The organism is Streptomyces sp. TAA204 (assembly GCF_000424965.1).
The window spans coordinates 602,399-616,911 of the sequence record NZ_AUKW01000001.1 but is presented as its reverse complement, the minus strand read 5'-3'; the positions used below and the strand labels follow the sequence as shown (position 1 = coordinate 616,911).

Genomic DNA, 14,513 nt, shown 5'->3' with positions numbered 1-14,513 from the left:
CACGGCCAATGCCCGACGAGGTTATGGCACCCGCCCCGGCCCGGCCGTGAGGCGGACCCCGCATCCCGCGAAGGGCCGCACCCGTGCCGGAACCCGGAGCGCCGTACCGGGATCTCACGCGGCACCGCGCGGCCGTCCTTGACCTTCACCTTCGGGCAAGGCCCAGCATCGGACGGGCCGGGCGAGGCGCCCGGTGTGAGGAGGAGCGGGCATGGGGCTGCTGACGATCGGAGCGTTCGCCAGGGCGGCACGTCTGACGCCGAAGGCGCTGCGCCTGTACGACGAACTCGGACTGCTGCCCCCTGCCCGCACCGACCCGGCGACCGGCTACCGCCTCTACGCACCGGACCAGTTGGAGCAGGCCCGGCTCGTGGCGTGGCTGCGCCGGCTCGGCATGCCGCTCGCCCGTATCCGTGAAGTGACCGCGCTGGAGGGCGAGGCCGCCGCGCGGGAGGTACGGGCGTACTGGGCGCAGGTCGAGCGGGACGTCGCCGAACGGCGCGGCATGGCCGCCTTCCTCATCGACCACCTGTCCCGGAAGGACTCGACCGTGCCGGACAACGACACACCACTGGACATCCGCTACGCCGCGCTGACCGACGCCGGTCTCGTACGTGAGAGCAACCAGGACGCGGCCTACGCCGGCGCGCGGCTGCTCGCAGTCGCCGACGGCTTCGGAGGCAGGGGCGCGCCCGCCAGCGCCGCCGCCATCGACACGCTCAAGCAGCTGGAGACGGACGTGGTCCCGGCAGCGGACCTGCTCAACGTCCTCGAGGACACCGTCGAGCGGGCCGGCCGGGCCGTGCACGACATCGCGGCCTCGGACCCCGCCGGTCCGAAGGCGGGCACCACGCTCACCGCGATGCTGTGGACCGGTTCGCAGCTCGCGCTCGTCCACATCGGCGACTCGCGCGCGTACCTCCTGCGCGACGGTGAACTCTTCCAGATCACCCACGACCACACCCTCGTGCAGTCGATGGTCGACGAGGGACGCATCAGCGCTCAGGAGGCCCTCTCGCATCCGCAGCGGTCCCTGCTGATACGGGCGCTGGAAGGCGGGTCCGACCGTGGAGCCGGGCACGGGTCCGACCGTGGAGCCGGGCACGGACCCGGGCGGGGGAACGACCGGGGGCCCGACCTGCGGCTGCAGGACGTCCGGGCCGGTGACCGCTACATGCTCTGCTCGGACGGGCTGAGCACGGTGGTGCCGCCGGAGGAGGTGCACCGGACGGTCTCCGGCGGGGGCGGCCCGGAGGAGACCGTACGCGAACTCGTGGACAGCGCCCACCGCTTCGGCAGCCCCGACAACGTCAGCTGCGTGGTCGCCGACGTGCTGGAGCCGGGGCGGTAACAGCCGCCGGGCGAGGGCGCGGAGGGGCGGCTGTGCGGGTGCCGGCTGCGGCTACGCGCTCTCGCCGAACAGCTCCAGCAGTTCCTTCTTCTCGAACATGCGGGCCGTCTCCACCGCCGACGGCTGTCCCGCCCGGGGGTCCGCGCCCGCGTCGAGCAGGATGCGCACGATCTGCTCCTCGCCCTTGAAGACCGCACCCGCGATGGGCGTCTGGCCCTTGTCGTTGGGCTTGTCGGGGTCGGCGCCGCGGTCGAGCAGCGCCTGAACGGCGGGGGCGTGGCCGTGGTAGGCGGCCAGCATGACGAGGGAGTCGCCCTTGTCGTTGGTCAGATTCGCCGGGACGCCGGCGTCGACGTAGGCGGACACGGTGTCGGTGTCGCCGTGCCGGGCCAGCCCGAAGATCTTCTGGGCGAGCTCCAGCACCTCGGGGTCGTGCGCGGGCTCGTTGCTCTGGGGCACGGGGGCGTCGGTCATGCGTACTCCTCGTCCTGCTGCGCCGGGTGGGGCCGGGGCACTCGCCCCTCGCTCCGCCGGATCCCGCCCGGGCCCGACCGGGCCGGGGACCGTGGACGTGTCCGCGGCGGTGCTTCCGGCTGCCCACCTTACGTACGCTCGACACATGCCCGCCTCCACGCGCCACATCCGTACTCTCGCGGCGGTTCTCGTCGCCGGCGGCCCGGCGACGCGGGCAGCCGCGTTGAACCCCGCGTCTCGAACCCCGCGTCCCGAACTCCGCGTGAACCCAAGGCTCAGACGTGCGCCCCCGGGTCCACGACCAGCACCACCTCGCGCAGGGAGTCCACGGTGTGCTCCGCTCCCGCCTCGCGGAGCAGAGCGGCCTTGTGCTCGTTGCGTGCGTAGCCCAGGAAGGGGACGCCCGCCGCCCGTGCCGCCTCCAGGTCGCGGGGAGCGTCCCCGATCATCAGGGCGTCCCGCGCGGGCGTACCGGTGGAGGCCAGCGCCCGCAGCACGCAGTCGGGGTCCGGCTTCAGCCGCGGCGTGCCCTCGGGGTCGGGACTGCGGCCGTGGATGTGGCCGGTGAACAGTTCGCCCGTCAGCCGAGTGTCCAGATACCGTTCCACGGCCTGCGGGGAGTTGTTGCTGGCGATGGCCAGCTGCCGGCCGGTCGCCGCGAGCGTGCGGATGAGGGTGTCGGCGTAGGCGGTGGGGAACGCTCCGGGGGCCGCCTCCACCTCCTCCTCCGTCAGAGCCCGTTCGATGTCGCGGGCGACGCCGTGTGCGACGAGGTCCGGCAGTTCGAAGGCGGCACGCAGTATCTCCAGCGGGTCGCTGGTCTCCGGCAGCCGGACCCGGTCCCCGTCAGCCGTCAGCGCCACCTCGCGGAGCCGCTGCGCGATGGCGGGCGTCGGACGGTCCCGGAAGAGATGGCAGACGGGTCCGTCGAAGTCGAAGAGCACGCATTTCGCGGCTTCGATGAGATCGCGCATTCCGCTCCTCGTACCAAGTGCCGTGATGGTGGGCACAACTATCTCCCGCGTGATCCGCGGCGTACAGCTTGCACGCGGCCGGTCAGCGCCCGCTGCTCCCGGTGCCAGCTCCGCAGCGCCGACTTGACGGCCCCGTGTTCGGGGAGGGTCAGGTCCAGCGAGGTACGGGCGCGCCGCAGTGCCCGGTGCACGGATGCCGCCGCGATGTCGAAATCGCTCTCGGAGGCGGCACGCGGCAGGGCGCGCGCGGCACGCATGGTGTCCGGGAAGACGGACTGCGCGTACTCGAAGTCGAGGTAGAGGCGGAAGTCGTCCGCCGTCCCGTCGAGGAGGTCCGGCCGGCCGCTGCGGCGCATCCGGCGCCGCCAGTGCCCGATCAGGCGCCCCCGCTCCTCCTCCGTGTACTCCATCCGTACGACGTGGGTGGCCAGGTCGTGCAGGGGGTCGCCGAGGAGCGCGCACTCCCAGTCCACCAGGGCGAGTTCGCCGTCCCTGCGGCGCAGCAGGTTGCCGCGGTGGATGTCGGTGTGCAGCAGCGAGTACGCCCGTGGCCGCAGCCGTTTCGCCTCACGGTAGAAGCGCCCCATCGCGTCGTCGGGGATTCCCAGTTCGTGGAAGAGCCGGCCGAAGCGGGGGTGGTTGCGCAGGTACACCTCGTGCTGGGTGAACGAGGCGAGGTTGCGCAGGAACCCCGTGCTGTCGCTGAGGTTCTCCCCTCGCCACTCGTCGGGCAGCCCCGGGAGTGCCCGCACGGGCACCGCGGTGAGCTGGCCGAAGAGGCCGGCGATGCGGCGCAGCGTCGCGTCGTCCACGGGGCTGCCGGGCGGTGCGGTCTCTGACAGCGCGGTGCCTTCCACGTAGGTGTGCAGCGCCCGGCCGGGGACGGTGAACAGGACCCGGGGCACACATGCCAGATGCGGCCGCAGCGCCCGCAGCACGTCCCCCTCTTGCCAGACACGGGGGACGACCTGGACGGTGCGCCGGCGGGTGCGGAACTTGCCGAGCCTGCCCTCGGGCTCCCGCAGTATCGACGCGAGGGGCTCACGCAGTTCGACGACGTAGTTGTGGTGGTGGTGGCCGCGGAGCAGCAGCCCGCCGGGGCGGAGCCGGTGCCGTTCGAAGTGCCAGCGCAGACGCCAGCGTTGCAGGGGAGTGGGGTCTGCCGCCGGGGGGCCGGAGGGGACAGTCATGCGCGCCGCCCGATGATGCCTCAGAGGAGGGTGAGGGCGCTGAGACTACAGCTTCTCCGGGGTCGGGAAGCCGGAGGCGATCAATCCAGCGGTGTGGCGATGTTGTGCCAGAGGGAGTCGAACCACTTCTTGGCGTTCTCGACGAACGCGGCTTCCTGCTCGCCGTGGAATTCCGGGTCGGCGGAGAAGCGGAAGAGGTCCGTCTCGAAGCCGAGGACGTCGAAGATGGCCAGTTCCTCGCCCTCGTACGTCACTTCCTCGCGCACCAGGTGGTAGTAGCCCATGAGGGCCTCGGTGCCGTTGAGAACGTACAGCTTCTGGAGGGGAGTCGCGGCCACCGTCCGTATCTCGCAGGAGACCTCCGGTACGTCGTATCTGTCCCGGAAGGTGCGCAGGCCCATCCGCAGCGCCGTCGTCCACACGCCCTGAAGTTCGTGAAGGCGTTCCAGGGGCCGCCTGTCCAACGGGTCGTCGACCATGCGCGGCAGTGCGAGGTAGGCGTCCGCGCTGGGGATGATGGCGCGGACGGTGACCGAGCGCGGGGAGAGCGTGCCGTCGACGAGGGACCGGTGCGGCCGTGCGAGGGCGTTGTTGAGGGTCTCGGTCGTGAGGGAGTAGGCGTCGATCGTGACGTGATCCGATCGGAAGGCCTCGTAGAGCCGCTGTGCCAGCTCCGTGCCGGCGGGCTTGGGCGCGCCGTGGGCGGGCGCGGGCTCGGTCACGGTGGGTGGCGCGCCGCGGCCGGTGTCGGCGAGGAGCCCGTCGCGCCTGAGCTCCTCGAGGGCCTGCCGGACGACGGTGCGGTTGACGCCGAACTCCTCGGCCAGCTCCTTCTGCGTGGGGATGCGGCTTCCCCGCGGCAGCACGCCCGATGAGATTCGCTCACGGAGGGTCGCGGCGACCGTCAGGTGCGGTGGATGCCCGTACTCGGAGGGGCTCGTCCTGTTCACACCAAGACCGTACAACTTCCGGCCAAGACGTGGGAGTTGTACGCCAACAGTTTTCAGCCTTCCGCCAAGTGGGGAGACTTTGATTGAAGTTGGCGTACAACTTGACTCGAATGGCGACCAAGTCCATCAGGTTTCACCAAGTGTGTGCAGTGACCGCCAACCCTCGCGTTCCGGTCCGCCGCCTGTCCGACGACGTACGGGCGTCGAAGCCCCCCGCTTCCGTCAGTTCCGTTCTCGACGAAGGAGGGAATGCCATGCCTCTGTTCGCCCTCATGCTCGCGGGTCTCGTCATCGGTTTCGAGCGACTGGTGGAGTGGCAGTTCGGCGCTCTGGGAGTCATCGGTTTCGTGCTGCTGAGTGTCGGCGTGAAAGCCAGGAACATCACATGCAGCTGCGTCGGTGCCGTGGTGCTCACCATGCTGATCGTCTGAGGCGGCGGCGCGCGGCCGCCGGTCTCAGAAGATGTCCGGGCACCACGCCCGGCGAGACGTACGGAAGAGGGTGTCGGCCAACTCGGCGGCACCCTCGCGGCGTTCCTCGGCGCGGCCCAGTGCCGCGAGCCGTACCGCGGACTCGTCGCCGAGGAAGAGCGTTCCCAACTCCCCTACGTCCATGGCCAGATCGGCGCTCTCGCCGGTGAGCGCGCACACCGCGGCCCCGGGGCCCGCCTCCAGGCGGTACCGGCCGCCGGCGAGTCCCGCGCCGTCCAGCAGCTGAATCACGAGCGTGCCCGGTGCGGCGTAGGTGCGCGCCTCCAGCATGCGCGGCACGTTGAGCGGACGCAGCCACAGGAAGTCGGCGACCGTCGCCGGCCGGGCGGCCCGGGGATCGGGGAGGAGCAGCGGAAGCACGTCGTCCGGGGCGCGGTGCCCGGAACGTACGCGGGTGACCCAGTCGATGGAGAGCATGAAGTGCCACAGGGCGCGCTCGGCGGCGGGTGTGAGGGCGGTGAGGAAGTCCACCTGGGCGGTGTTCTGCGGCAGCTTCCCCTCCCAGTGCTCCCGCACCGTCCAGGAGACCAGGCCCTCGGGCTCGCCCTGCGCGTTGCGGTGCACGGCGTGGAAGGGCGGGGTGAACCCGTCGCCGGGGAAACGCCGTTGACCCGTGTGCCGCCGCCACCACTCCGCGGGCCGGTCGATGACGCCCTGCCGGTGCGGCTGTGCCCGGTAGCGCTCGTACAGGACGGGGCCCAGGTCGCGCACCTCCGCGGCGTCGGCGAGGTCCACGCGCCCGCCCCCGGCGGGCAGGGCGTGGCGCGGATCGAAGCCCGACGCGGCGACCTCCACCTCCCACTCGGTGGTCCAGGCCGCCGGTCCGTAGCCGTACCGGCCGTAGATGGGGTATTCGGCGGCGATCAGCGAGGAGAAGGCGTCACCGCGTTCCTTCGCCGCGACGAGGGCCTCGCTCATCATCCGGGTGAGCAGCCCGCGCCGGCGGTGGGTCGGTGAGACGGTCACGTTCGTCACCGCGCAGGCGGGCAGGCTCGCGCCGCCGGGGACGGTCATCTGCTGCGGCGTCGTACGGAAGGTGCCCACGCAGCGGTCTCCGTCGTACGCACCCTGCGTCCGCGACAGATCGATGCCGGGGCTCCTCGCTGCGACCTCCTCCCCGGAGACCTCCGGACCGCGAAGAAAGCCGACGGAGACCGCGCGGAACCAGTCGGGCAGCTCGTCGGGCGAGGTCAGAGTACGGATCTCCAGGGCCATGCCGTCACGTTAGGCGGGGCGGCCCGCAGCCGCATCCGGATATCCGACCGGCGGGTGTCCCCCGTCAGAACGCCGCGCGGACCTCGCCGACCTTGTGGCCGCCGCCCGTCAGCGGCGAGTCGCCGATGCGTTCGAGCACCGGCGAGTCGACACCGAGCGTCGCGAGCGTACGGGCAAGGACGGGGCCCACGGCGCGGTTGCCGCCGTCGTAGATCTTGAATGCCAGAGCACGGCCGTCGGGGAGCGCCGCCGCCTGCACGGACTCGGCGCCCACCTTCGCCACGGCGCCCGGCAGTTCACGCATCAGCCAGCTGTCGCTTCGCCGGGTGCCGGCCACATGCTCGGGGTGCTCGCGCATGGCTTCGGCGACGCGGCCCTCGGGGGTGTCCGGCGGTGCGAGCGCGATCGTACGGAATGCACGGGCCAGCCCGGTCAGGGAGATCGCCATCAGCGGGGCGCCGCACCCGTCGGTGCCGACGTGGGCGACGCGGTCGCCGGAGAGGGATTCGAGGGTCTCGGCGATCAGCCGCTGAAGCGGATGGGAGGCGTCGAGGTAGCTCTCCGGCGGCCAGCCGCGTGCGGCGCAGACGGCGAGCATCGCGGCGTGCTTGCCCGAGCAGTTCATGGCCAGACGGCTGCGTGCCTCCGCCGCGCCGCCGTCGCCCGCGGCGGCCAGCGCGCGCTCGGCCTCCTCCTGGTCCAGCGGGAGTTCGGCGGGGCACTGCAGGTCCGACTCGGTCAGGCCGTGCTCGGCGAGCATCACGCGGACCATGTCGAGATGGAAGGCTTCCCCGGAGTGGCTGGCCGCGGCCATCGCCAGCCGGGCGCCCGTGAGGTCCAGGCCCGCCCGGAGCATGGCCGCCGCCTGTACGGGCTTGTTGGAGGACCGGGGGAAGAAGGGGGCGCCGGGGTCGCCGAGTGACCGCTCGACGCTGCCGTCGGCGGCGAGCACCACCAGCGAGCCGCGGTGGTGTCCCTCGACGAATCCGGAGCGCACGACCTCGGCGAGCACGGGAGGTATCCCGGAGGGGTCGGCCGTTTCAGCGGTCTGGGAGGGCATCGGCGGCTGCCTTTCAGATCATGACCGGTGCCCCCGGGCGCCGCGCCGCCGCTCAGCGCGTCACGTCGCTGCTGCGGCCGGGTGCGGTCCCCTTACGGGAGCAGGTCTTCCACTTGCGCTTCGCCCTCACGGTACCTGCGTGCGATCTCCGTACTGCACCCGTCGGCCGTGCGCTGTATCACCTGCCGGCGGTGCGAGACCTCCTGCTCGTAGCCGACGAGGCGCCCCATCGCCGCGTGCAGTTCGTCATCCGTACGGGCGGTGAGATCGCTCAACTCGACCTCTCCCAGCATCCGCTCCGCCAGGGAGCGGTACTCCGCGCTGCGCGGTGTGCTCAGCGTGACGTGGCGTGCGGAGGAGCGGTGAGCCGAAGGCCCGTCGGCCAGGATCTGCGGGAGCAGGTCGATCAGCGGAGAGCCGGGGTCGGTGCGCCGCACGAGCTCCGCACGGAGGATGTCGATGCGGCCCTGGAGCATGCGCCGTACATAGCTGAGGTCACCCTCCTCCTGCTTGACGCGGCGGAGCAGCGTCCGAAGCTCGGGCAGCCGCAGGGCGCTGAGTTCGGGGAGCTCCGGAAGGCCGGGGAGATCAGGGCCGTCCGAGGCGTTCGAGCCCGCACGGGCGGCCGGAAGACCACCAGGCGTACGGGCGGCGCCGGTTGCGCTCATGGATGGTGTCCCCTTCATCCTTTATGGCCGCAATAGCGGTGAGAGCAGCGGTACGTACCGCGTGTACGCATCGTGCCACTCTGCGGCGCTCTCGCGCAGCGATGTCGCACCCATCCGGAGCATACGAACAGATCGCCGAGCGGCACGGCATGATGGCTGCTATGCGAGCTGTGGTGCAGAGAGTGAACGGCGCGAGCGTCGTGGTGGACGGCGACCTTCCGGCGGAGCGAGAGGGAAAGGCAGAGACGGTCGGAGAGATCGTCGGCGAGGGACTGTGCGTGCTGGTCGGCGTCACGCACGGCGACACGGCGGCGACAGCGGCGCAACTCGCCCGCAAGTTGTGGTCCCTGCGCATCCTGGAGGGCGAGAAGTCCTGTTCGGACGTGGGAGCGCCGCTGCTCGTGATCAGCCAGTTCACCCTCTACGGTGACGCGCGCAAAAGTCGCCGTCCGACGTGGAACGCCGCCGCGCCCGGAGAGGTCGCCGAGCCCCTGGTGGACGAAGTCGTCTCCCGGCTGCGCGCGTTGGGTGCCGAGGTGGCGACGGGCCGGTTCGGCGCCCGGATGAAGGTCTCGCTGACGAACGAGGGCCCGTTCACTGTGCTGCTGGAGGTCTGACCGCCCGCGAGCGGACAGGGCGCGGACGGCCCACCGGGCCGCCCGCCCGCCGCGCGTCAGGGCGCGACGACGACCTCCTGCGCCGCCGCCGTCGCGTCCCCGCCCGCGATCAGCGCCGCGTCCACCGGCACATTGCGCTTGATCAACGCCATCGCGATGGGCCCGAGTTCGTGGTGCCTGGCGGAAGTGGTGATGAAGCCGAGCTTGCGCCCGTCCGGGCCGTCGTCGGCGAGGCGCACCGCGTCTCCGTGCACCGGCAGACGCACTTCGCTGCCGTCGAGGTGCAGAAAGACCAGCCGCCGCGGCGGCTTGCCCAGGTTGTGCACGCGCGCGACCGTCTCCTGGCCCCGGTAGCAGCCCTTGGTGAGGTGGACGGCCGTGTTCAGCCAGCCCAGCTCGTGCGGAATGGTGCGGTGGTCGGTCTCCATCCCCAGCCGCGGCCTGCGCTCCTCGACGCGCAGTGCCTCGTAGGCCAGGAGCCCCACGGCCGGCCCGTTCGTGTCGGCGAAGGACTTCAGTGCCGATCGCGGCAGGAAGAGGTCCCGGCCGTGCGCGGTCTCGCGTACGGCGGTCTGAGCGGGGGCCTCCGCGATGGACCCGGCCGGGAGGTGCACCACCGCGAACTCCTCGGTGCGGTCGGCGATCTCCACGCGGTAGAAGAACCGCATGCTCTCCAGGTAGGCGAGCAGCGCCTCCTGTGTGCCGGGCTCGGTGTGCATCCACACCGTCTCGCCGTCGTCGACGAGGTAGAGCGCGTGCTCGATGTGCCCGTTCGCGGAGAGGATCAGCGCCTCCGTGGCGTGCCCCGGCGGGAGTTCGCTGACGTGCTGGGTCAGCAGCAGGTGCAGCCACGTGAGCCGGTCGGCGCCGGTGACCGTGACGACACCGCGGTGCGAGAGGTCCACGAAGCCGGTGCCCTCGGCCAGTGAGCGCTGCTCCCGGAAGAGATCGCCGTAGTGTGCGGCGACCCCCTCGTCCTGGCCCTCGGCGGCGACGGCGCCGGGCTGTGAAAGGAGCGGACTGTTCATGCGGCACCACCGGGCAGCACGGGAAGGCATCGGATCGGGCTGTTGAAGCACATACGACCAGACTACGACGGCTCCGGGGCGCCCTTCGAGGACTGCTCCTGACCGGTCGGGGCCGCCCCGGCGGCCCCGGACTGCCGCGAGCACTTCGCGCAGCGCCCGAAGATCGCGAAGTGCTTCATGTCGGTGTCGAAGCCGAACGTCTCCAGCAGGCGGCCCGTGAAGGGCTCGGCCACCGACAGGTCCGCCTCGATCACCTCGGTGCAGTCGCGGCAGACCAGATGCATGTGGTCGTGCCGGTCGGCGAGATGGTAGGTCGGTGCACCGTGGCCGAGGTGCGCGTGTGAGACGAGTCCGAGCTCCTCCAGCAGCTCCAGCGTGCGGTAGACGGTGGAGATGTTCACCCCGCCCGCCGTGCGCCGCACCTCGGCGAGGATGTCGTCCGGCGTGGAGTGCTCCAGTTTGTCCACAGCCTCCAGCACGAGCTGACGCTGCGGAGTCAGCCGGTACCCGCGCGCTCTGAGGTCGCTCTGCCAGTCGGTCGTCATCACAACGACAGTGTAGAACCGTCGCTCACTTGAAGAAGGCGATGCCGTCGTCGGGCAGATCGCCCAGGTCCTTCGCCCATTCGCTGGGGTCGACGACCTTCTTCAGATGGGCCGACATGTAGGGGTGGAGCGGCACTTCCGGAGCCGCCCGCTCGCCGACCCACATCAGATCGCCCTTGACGTAGCCGTACAGCCGCTTGCCGCCGCTGTACTCGGGGGCGGAGGGCGTGCGGGCGATGGCGTCCGTGGCGAGGTCGATCTGCGGCTTCTGCTCGGCCATCTCGCCGTACCACACCTCCGCGACGCCCTGGTCGCGGATCATGACGACCTCGACCTTGCGTTCGGAGTCGATGCGCCAGTAGCCGGTCTCGGTCTCCAGCGGCCGTACCTTCTTGCCGTCCTCGTCGAGCTGCCAGCTGTGTGAGACGTACTCGAGGAAGTCACGGCCGTCGTGGGTGAAGGTGACCTCCTGCCCGAAGTTGCACTTGTCCGTGCCGGGCCCCTCCTCGCCGTCGAGGGCGGCCACGCCCGCGCCCTGCCAGTTGCCGAGGAGGAACGCGAGGGGGACGAGGTCCGGGTGCAGGTCGGACGGAATCTCGATCATGGAAACTCAGACGATCTGTAGGGAGCCTGGGAGAAGGCCGGCGGTCGGTGGTCCCGGTCAGCGGCCGGCGGTCAGCAGCCGCCGGTCAGCGCTGGCCCTGGTAGAGCTTCTTGAGCATGAGACCGGCGAAGGCGACGGTGCCGACGCAGACCAGAGCCATCAGCGCGGTGAAGAATGCCTCAAGCACGGGGTGTGCTCCTTGGGGTGGCGAGAAGTGCTGCGGACGTACACGCCCGAGTCTAGTCGGCACCCGCGCCGGCCCCGTACACGGCCTGTGGACGGAGCGGGCCCGCCCGGGGCGCCCCGGGCGCCGCGGTGCTCAGTAGACGAGTGCCTGTACGCCCTCGTCCATGATCTCACTGACGAACGACTGCGCTCCCGCGATGCGCACGCCCTCCAGAACGTCCTTCTCCTCGATGCCCCGGCGAGCTGCGCACTGCGTGCACAGAGTGATGCGGCCGCCCGCCCGCACACCCGAGATCAGCTCCGGCAGCGGGGCGGCGTGCGGCAGTTCGAACTCCTCGGCCCGGCCCGGCAGCGCGAACCACGCCGATTCACCGGTGAGCCAGAGGGAGACCTCCACGCCGCTGGCCGCGGCCACGGCCGCCACGGTGAACGCCTGCGAGCACCGCTCCGGCGCGTCGGCTCCGGCGGTCACTTTGATCACGAGTTTCCTGGTTGCTGCCATGAGGGCAAGCGTAGGCCGGGCGGCACGGCACGCGGTGCGGCGCCGCCCGGCCCACGCACGAAGGGCCGTGCCCCGGGCGGAAACCCGGGGCACGGCCCCGCACAGCCGTTCAGACGGTCGACGACCGGCCCGTACCGCGGACTCGCGCAGGACGGGTACGTCCGTCAGACCGCGATGGAGACCTCCGAGAGGCCACCGTTCTGCGCGACGACCGTACGGTCGGCCGTGCCGCCCGGCACGAGGGCACGCACGGTCCAGGTGCCCTCCGCCGCGTAGAAGCGGAACTGGCCGGTCGCGGAGGTGGGAACCTCCGCCGTGAACTCGCCGGTGGCGTCCAGGAGCCGCACGTACCCGGTGACGGGCTCGCCGCCCCGGGTGACGCTGCCCTGGATCGTCGTCTCACCGGGCTTGACGGTGGAGGCGTCCGGGCCGCCTGCCTGAGCTCCGCACATGGGTGTCCCTTCGGTTCTCTTCGGTCGGTGCCGGCAGGGCCGGTCAGTCTTCGGTGCCGACGGCCACGGGGACGCCGACCAGTGAGCCGTACTCGGTCCAGGAGCCGTCGTAGTTCTTGACGTTCTCCTGGCCCAGCAGTTCGTGCAGGACGAACCAGCTGTGCGCGGAGCGCTCGCCGATGCGGCAGTAGGCGATCGTGTCCTTGCCGAGGTCCACGCCCTCGCCCTCGTACAGCTCCTTCAGCTCCTGGTCGGACTTGAAGGTGCCGTCGTCGTTGGCCGACTTCGACCACGGGATGTTGCGCGCGCTGGGCACGTGCCCCGGGCGCTGCGACTGCTCCTGCGGAAGGTGGGCCGGTGCGAGCAGCTTGCCGCTGAACTCGTCGGGGGAGCGGACGTCCACGAGGTTCTTGGAGCCGATCGCGTCGACGACCTCGTCGCGGAAGGCGCGGATGGAGGTGTCCTGCGGCTTGGCCTTGTACTGGGTCTTCGGGCGGTCGGGCACTCCCTCGACCAGGTCGCGGGAGTCCAGCTCCCACTTCTTGCGGCCGCCGTCGAGCAGCTTCACGTCCTGGTGGCCGTAGAGCTTGAAGTACCAGTAGGCGTAGGCGGCGAACCAGTTGTTGTTGCCGCCGTAAAGCACGACAGTGTCGTCGTTGGAGATGCCCTTCTCGGAGAGCAGGTTCTCGAAGCCCTCCTGGTCGACGAAGTCGCGGCGGACGGGGTCCTGGAGGTCCTGCTTCCAGTCGATCCGTACGGCGTTCTTGATGTGGTTCTTGTCATAGGCCGAGGTGTCCTCGTCGACCTCGACGATGACCGTCTTGGGGTCGTCGATGCGGTCCTGGACCCAGTCGGCGTCTACGAGGACGTCACTGCGGCTCATGTTTCTCCTCCGAGGCGGATAGCGGGATGAACGGGTGCGTACAGGGCTGAGCAGGGTCGTGCGGGGCGGACGCGCACGTACATGCGGGGGAGCGGATGCGGGGACCGTCAGGCGCACGCGCACGGCGCCGGTACGGCGGGGAGCCCGGGGCCGGCGGGCGGCACGGTGGCCGCGCGGCCACTGGGCCGCTGGGCCCGGGGCTCCGGCGGAGTGTGCGGGGCGGCAGCCGTCAGGAGGGGGTGCGACAGAGCATGGCGGCGACGCGGCACAGGTCGACGGCACGCCGCTTCGTGAGGTTCGCCTGTCGCTTCATGCACACGATCGTAAGGACGACAGAGGCTCCGTGTCACCGCAGATCCGTATCGTGAGACGAATTTGACCGCGATATGGGATTGGCGGGCCGGGCGCGGCCTCCGGGGAGGGCTCCGCCGGGGGGCCGTGGTGCGGCGATGCCTGGTCTGCGGACGCCTTCGTCTCGTGGAATGGGACGCCAGTACGAAGCGGCAGCGGCAGGGGTTGGAGCAGTGGCTGGGCCGGGCCGGCCCCCGTCCGTCCCCGGCCGGAAGCGGACGGGCGGGGCTCAGCCGGTGAGTTCGACGTCCTTGCCGCGCACGGACAGTTCGATGCCCTTCGTGGTGGCCTCGACCCGGTCCAGCTCCAGGCCCTCCGGCAGACCCGCTATCTCCCGTGCGAAGTCGATCCGCTGACGGATCGTGTCCTCCAGCCCGGGGACGTCGCCGCCCGGCACCTCGTCGGCCTCCAGTTTCACCGTGTCACCGCCGGAGACGCTGACCGTGCTGGTGACGCTGCGCCTGAAGTCGCCGAGCACCGGCAGGCTGAGCCCTGCGGTCACCTTGACCCGGCCCTTGCCCTCGCCGTCCTTGCCGCCCCAGGCCACGCGGACACCGTCCGGAGCGGCCTTCGTCAGGTCGTCGTAGGTGACGATCGCGGAGCCGGTGGCCTCGCTCGCCACCGCGGAGTCGTAGCTGTCACTGATGCGGACGTCCTTGAGCTGTGCGTCCACCCGGCTGACCGTCAGCGTGCCCCCCGCGCCCTCCGCCCGGATACCGCTCAGATCCGCGTCGATCTGGTCGAGCTCCCTCGCGAACACCTGCGTGAGGAAGGGGAAGCCCTTGATGTCGATCGACGTGTCGCTCGTCGAGGAGACGCCCTTCGCGTTCTTGATCCGCTCGGCCGCCTCGTCCTCGGCGAGCTTGAGTGCGAGCCGGTCGGCGGCCACGAACAGCACCGCGAGGACGAAGAGGACGATCAGCCCTCTGCGTAGTGCGCGCATCTGCGATCTCCCCGTGCTCGTGGCCGTGG

18 protein-coding genes are annotated in these 14,513 nt (G+C 71.1%); 3 read left to right on the top strand and 15 right to left on the bottom strand.

Annotated elements, in window-relative coordinates:
• The first annotated feature begins 211 nt into the window (after positions 1 to 211).
• Positions 212 to 1,351, top strand: coding sequence for a MerR family transcriptional regulator (locus H343_RS0102675; RefSeq protein ID WP_028429880.1), 1,140 nt, complete (start codon positions 212 to 214; stop codon positions 1,349 to 1,351).
• A gap of 51 nt (positions 1,352 to 1,402) precedes the next feature.
• Here H343_RS0102675 and H343_RS0102670 read toward each other — a convergent pair whose 3' ends face one another.
• From H343_RS0102670 to H343_RS0102655, 4 genes are all read right to left on the bottom strand, one after another.
• Entirely contained in the window at positions 1,403 to 1,825 is a 423-nt protein-coding gene (locus H343_RS0102670) for an ankyrin repeat domain-containing protein (RefSeq protein WP_028429879.1), read from the bottom strand.
• 275 nt (positions 1,826 to 2,100) lie between these two features.
• The gene (locus H343_RS0102665) at positions 2,101 to 2,799 is read right to left on the bottom strand and encodes an HAD family hydrolase (RefSeq protein ID WP_028429878.1); all 699 of its coding nucleotides are present in this window, start codon (positions 2,797 to 2,799) and stop codon (positions 2,101 to 2,103) included.
• A 38-nt stretch (positions 2,800 to 2,837) separates the two neighbouring features.
• Positions 2,838 to 3,989 carry an aminoglycoside phosphotransferase family protein gene (locus tag H343_RS28480; RefSeq protein WP_051264471.1) on the bottom strand — a complete coding sequence of 384 codons (1,152 nt, stop codon included), beginning with the start codon at positions 3,987 to 3,989 and terminating at the stop codon, positions 2,838 to 2,840.
• Positions 3,990 to 4,069: 80 nt separating this feature from the next.
• Positions 4,070 to 4,939 (bottom strand): winged helix-turn-helix domain-containing protein, encoded by an 870-nt coding sequence (locus H343_RS0102655; RefSeq protein ID WP_051264469.1) that lies wholly within the window; start codon positions 4,937 to 4,939, stop codon positions 4,070 to 4,072.
• Between the two features lie 254 nt (positions 4,940 to 5,193).
• Between H343_RS0102655 and H343_RS35460 the strand changes: the two genes are divergently transcribed.
• On the top strand, positions 5,194 to 5,370 hold the full coding sequence (locus tag H343_RS35460) for a hypothetical protein (protein ID WP_199778853.1): 177 nt from the start codon (positions 5,194 to 5,196) through the stop codon (positions 5,368 to 5,370).
• Between the two features lie 24 nt (positions 5,371 to 5,394).
• Here the strand turns inward: H343_RS35460 and H343_RS0102645 are convergent, their stop codons facing one another.
• The 3 genes from H343_RS0102645 to H343_RS0102635 all read right to left on the bottom strand — a co-directional run bounded on the left by H343_RS0102645 (position 5,395) and on the right by H343_RS0102635 (position 8,373).
• Positions 5,395 to 6,645: a GNAT family N-acetyltransferase gene (locus tag H343_RS0102645; RefSeq protein ID WP_028429876.1), complete on the bottom strand. Its 1,251-nt coding sequence runs from the start codon at positions 6,643 to 6,645 to the stop codon at positions 5,395 to 5,397.
• Between the two features lie 64 nt (positions 6,646 to 6,709).
• Entirely contained in the window at positions 6,710 to 7,705 is a 996-nt protein-coding gene (locus H343_RS0102640) for an asparaginase (RefSeq protein WP_028429875.1), read from the bottom strand.
• Between the two features lie 92 nt (positions 7,706 to 7,797).
• A complete protein-coding gene (locus H343_RS0102635; protein ID WP_028429874.1) occupies positions 7,798 to 8,373 on the bottom strand; it encodes an RsiG family protein in 576 nt (191 codons plus the stop codon).
• Between the two features lie 161 nt (positions 8,374 to 8,534).
• Here H343_RS0102635 and dtd point away from each other — a divergent pair, with 161 nt between their 5' ends.
• Positions 8,535 to 8,990, top strand: a complete 456-nt coding sequence (gene dtd, locus H343_RS0102630) for a D-aminoacyl-tRNA deacylase (protein ID WP_037901877.1) — start codon at positions 8,535 to 8,537, stop codon at positions 8,988 to 8,990.
• A 56-nt stretch (positions 8,991 to 9,046) separates the two neighbouring features.
• Here dtd and ygfZ read toward each other — a convergent pair whose 3' ends face one another.
• The 8 genes from ygfZ to H343_RS0102590 all read right to left on the bottom strand — a co-directional run bounded on the left by ygfZ (position 9,047) and on the right by H343_RS0102590 (position 14,484).
• Positions 9,047 to 10,018 (bottom strand): CAF17-like 4Fe-4S cluster assembly/insertion protein YgfZ, encoded by a 972-nt coding sequence (gene ygfZ / locus H343_RS0102625; protein ID WP_028429872.1) that lies wholly within the window; start codon positions 10,016 to 10,018, stop codon positions 9,047 to 9,049.
• Between the two features lie 62 nt (positions 10,019 to 10,080).
• Positions 10,081 to 10,566, bottom strand: a complete 486-nt coding sequence (locus tag H343_RS0102620; RefSeq protein WP_028429871.1) for a transcriptional repressor — start codon at positions 10,564 to 10,566, stop codon at positions 10,081 to 10,083.
• A gap of 22 nt (positions 10,567 to 10,588) precedes the next feature.
• Positions 10,589 to 11,167, bottom strand: coding sequence for a heme-binding beta-barrel domain-containing protein (locus H343_RS0102615; protein ID WP_028429870.1), 579 nt, complete (start codon positions 11,165 to 11,167; stop codon positions 10,589 to 10,591).
• 319 nt (positions 11,168 to 11,486) lie between these two features.
• A complete protein-coding gene (locus H343_RS0102605) occupies positions 11,487 to 11,855 on the bottom strand; it encodes a DsrE family protein (protein WP_037901874.1) in 369 nt (122 codons plus the stop codon).
• A gap of 164 nt (positions 11,856 to 12,019) precedes the next feature.
• Entirely contained in the window at positions 12,020 to 12,307 is a 288-nt protein-coding gene (locus H343_RS0102600; RefSeq protein ID WP_028429867.1) for a DUF1416 domain-containing protein, read from the bottom strand.
• A 43-nt stretch (positions 12,308 to 12,350) separates the two neighbouring features.
• Positions 12,351 to 13,190, bottom strand: coding sequence for a sulfurtransferase (locus H343_RS0102595; protein ID WP_028429866.1), 840 nt, complete (start codon positions 13,188 to 13,190; stop codon positions 12,351 to 12,353).
• Positions 13,191 to 13,419: 229 nt separating this feature from the next.
• The gene (locus H343_RS35755; protein ID WP_486586762.1) at positions 13,420 to 13,503 is read right to left on the bottom strand and encodes a putative leader peptide; all 84 of its coding nucleotides are present in this window, start codon (positions 13,501 to 13,503) and stop codon (positions 13,420 to 13,422) included.
• Between the two features lie 267 nt (positions 13,504 to 13,770).
• Positions 13,771 to 14,484, bottom strand: coding sequence for an LmeA family phospholipid-binding protein (locus H343_RS0102590; protein ID WP_028429865.1), 714 nt, complete (start codon positions 14,482 to 14,484; stop codon positions 13,771 to 13,773).
• Positions 14,485 to 14,513: the final 29 nt, after the last annotated feature.

Coding starts and splice junctions, on each gene's coding strand:
- H343_RS28480 (WP_051264471.1), bottom strand. CDS start 3,989: ATGACTGTCCCCTCCGGCCCCCCGGCGGCAGACCCCACTCCCCTGCAA.
- H343_RS0102590 (WP_028429865.1), bottom strand. CDS start 14,484: ATGCGCGCACTACGCAGAGGGCTGATCGTCCTCTTCGTCCTCGCGGTG.
- H343_RS0102670 (WP_028429879.1), bottom strand. CDS start 1,825: ATGACCGACGCCCCCGTGCCCCAGAGCAACGAGCCCGCGCACGACCCC.
- ygfZ (WP_028429872.1), bottom strand. CDS start 10,018: ATGAACAGTCCGCTCCTTTCACAGCCCGGCGCCGTCGCCGCCGAGGGC.
- H343_RS0102600 (WP_028429867.1), bottom strand. CDS start 12,307: ATGTGCGGAGCTCAGGCAGGCGGCCCGGACGCCTCCACCGTCAAGCCC.
- H343_RS0102640 (WP_028429875.1), bottom strand. CDS start 7,705: ATGCCCTCCCAGACCGCTGAAACGGCCGACCCCTCCGGGATACCTCCC.
- H343_RS0102675 (WP_028429880.1), top strand. CDS start 212: ATGGGGCTGCTGACGATCGGAGCGTTCGCCAGGGCGGCACGTCTGACG.
- H343_RS35755 (WP_486586762.1), bottom strand. CDS start 13,503: ATGAAGCGACAGGCGAACCTCACGAAGCGGCGTGCCGTCGACCTGTGC.
- dtd (WP_037901877.1), top strand. CDS start 8,535: ATGCGAGCTGTGGTGCAGAGAGTGAACGGCGCGAGCGTCGTGGTGGAC.
- H343_RS0102665 (WP_028429878.1), bottom strand. CDS start 2,799: ATGCGCGATCTCATCGAAGCCGCGAAATGCGTGCTCTTCGACTTCGAC.
- H343_RS0102635 (WP_028429874.1), bottom strand. CDS start 8,373: ATGAGCGCAACCGGCGCCGCCCGTACGCCTGGTGGTCTTCCGGCCGCC.
- H343_RS0102605 (WP_037901874.1), bottom strand. CDS start 11,855: ATGGCAGCAACCAGGAAACTCGTGATCAAAGTGACCGCCGGAGCCGAC.
- H343_RS0102645 (WP_028429876.1), bottom strand. CDS start 6,645: ATGGCCCTGGAGATCCGTACTCTGACCTCGCCCGACGAGCTGCCCGAC.
- H343_RS0102615 (WP_028429870.1), bottom strand. CDS start 11,167: ATGATCGAGATTCCGTCCGACCTGCACCCGGACCTCGTCCCCCTCGCG.
- H343_RS35460 (WP_199778853.1), top strand. CDS start 5,194: ATGCCTCTGTTCGCCCTCATGCTCGCGGGTCTCGTCATCGGTTTCGAG.
- H343_RS0102595 (WP_028429866.1), bottom strand. CDS start 13,190: ATGAGCCGCAGTGACGTCCTCGTAGACGCCGACTGGGTCCAGGACCGC.